The sequence below is a fragment of the Paramesorhizobium endophyticum genome (assembly GCF_014640615.1).
GTDB classification, from domain to species: Bacteria; Pseudomonadota; Alphaproteobacteria; order Rhizobiales; family Rhizobiaceae; genus Paramesorhizobium; species Paramesorhizobium endophyticum.
Genome location: NZ_BMHH01000013.1, coordinates 1 through 1,725, shown reverse-complemented (window position 1 = coordinate 1,725; position 1,725 = coordinate 1). Strand labels below are relative to the sequence as shown.

Sequence of the window (1,725 nt, the reverse complement as noted above, 5' to 3'; positions counted from 1 at the left end):
CATAAGGCCCCCGGAGCAATCCTCGGTCACGGCGAACCGCCCCACAAGGCCCCCGGCGCTCTCGGCGGCACCGGCACCCCGCCGCAAATGTCGCCGGGCGCGATTCTTGGTCACGGCACCCCGCAGCTGCCGCCGCAAAAGTCGCCGGGAGCAATCCTCGGCCATGGTGAGCCGCCCCACAAATCGCCGGGCGCCATCCTCGGTCACGGCGAGCCCCCGCATAAGGCCCCCGGAGCAATCCTCGGTCACGGCGAACCGCCCCACAAGGCCCCCGGCGCTCTCGGCGGCACCGGCACCCCGCCCCAGAAGTCGCCGGGAGCAATCCTCGGCCATGGTGAGCCCCCGCATAAGGCCCCGGGTGCTCTCGGCGGCACCGGCACCCCGCCGCAAATGTCGCCGGGTGCCATCCTCGGTCATGGTGAGCCGCCTCACAAGGCTCCGGGCGTAATCGGTGGCATTGGTACCCCGCCCCAGATGTCGCCGGGAGCAATCCTTGGCCACGGCGAACCGCCTCACAAAGCGCCTGGAGTTATTGCCGGAACCGGCCAGCCAGCCCAGCCGGGTGGTCCCAGCATTGGATCGGGCGCCCAGCCGGGCGGCAACGGTGGCCCTGCCATCGGCCAAGGTGCTCAACCCGGTCCGAGCATCGGATCCGGCGCCGTGCCAGGCGGCAACACCGGTCCTGACATAGGCCAAGGTGCTCAGCCCGGTCCGAGCATCGGATCCGGCGCCGTGCCAGGTGGCAACACCGGTCCTGACATAGGCCAAGGTGCTCAGCCCGGTCCGAACATCGGATCCGGCGCGGTGCCAGGTGGCAACACCGGCCCCGACATCGGCCAAGGCGCCCAGCCCGGCCCGAACATCGGCTCCGGCGCGGTGCCGAGCGGCAACACCGGTCCCGATATCGGCCAAGGTGCTCAGCCCGGTCCGAACATCGGATCCGGCGCGGTGCCAGGTGGCAATGGCGGCCCTGCTATCGGATCGGGTGCCCAGCCGGGCGGCCCGAATATCGGCAGCGGCGTTTCTGTTGCCCACCATGTCGGCCCGGTAAGCCACACCGGCAGAAGCGCAGGCGAATCTCACGGTGGATCCAGGCGCTAGCCTTCAACCTCAGGGGTCGGCTTCAGAGCCGGCCTCTTCATATAAATACCTCGACTTCGGCATCGGGTTATGCGGTGCCATCAACATCTATTCCCCCGACACGTCCCATATTCCAGGCTTCGTAGAAGAAGAAACAGTTCTGCGAAGAAATACCGCCTGCCGCGCAACCTTCCATAACATTAACGTTATAACATAGTGAAATGTTATAACAGATTTCGAACACATTCTAACTGGAGACTTGCCGGTTCCGTTGCCTGATCAGTGGCGGATATGCGGAGAGGGCATCAAGGAGCTATTACGATGCACCGCAAACTTATAACTACTCTGTTGGCAAGCGCTGCTCTCTCTATCGGTTTCGGTGGAGCGGCTATGGCGCAGGACCATGCCATTCATCGGGATCAAATCCGAGGCAGGACGGTCCAAGCCAATCTGTCCAGCAACCCGCCCGTTGACCCCCATGCCACCCCGACCGGCAATGGCGGCAACCATGGCGACAACGGCACCCAGCCGCACAAGGGCAACCCGCCGGTCAACCCGCACTCGACCCCGACCGGCAATGGCGGCAACCATGGCGACAACGGCACCCAGCCGCACAAGGGCAACCCGCCGGTCAACCCGCACTCG

At 65.6% G+C, this 1,725-nt stretch carries 2 protein-coding genes; both read left to right on the top strand.

From position 1 onward, the window contains the following. Nucleotides 1-804 precede the first annotated feature (804 nt). Entirely contained in the window at nt 805-1,101 is a 297-nt protein-coding gene (locus tag IEX53_RS15065) for a hypothetical protein (protein WP_236016216.1), read from the top strand. Nucleotides 1,102-1,401: 300 nt separating this feature from the next. Continuing rightward, nucleotides 1,402-1,725, top strand: a 324-nt coding sequence (locus IEX53_RS15060) for a hypothetical protein (protein WP_210311652.1), incomplete at its 3' end; no start/stop codon positions are given.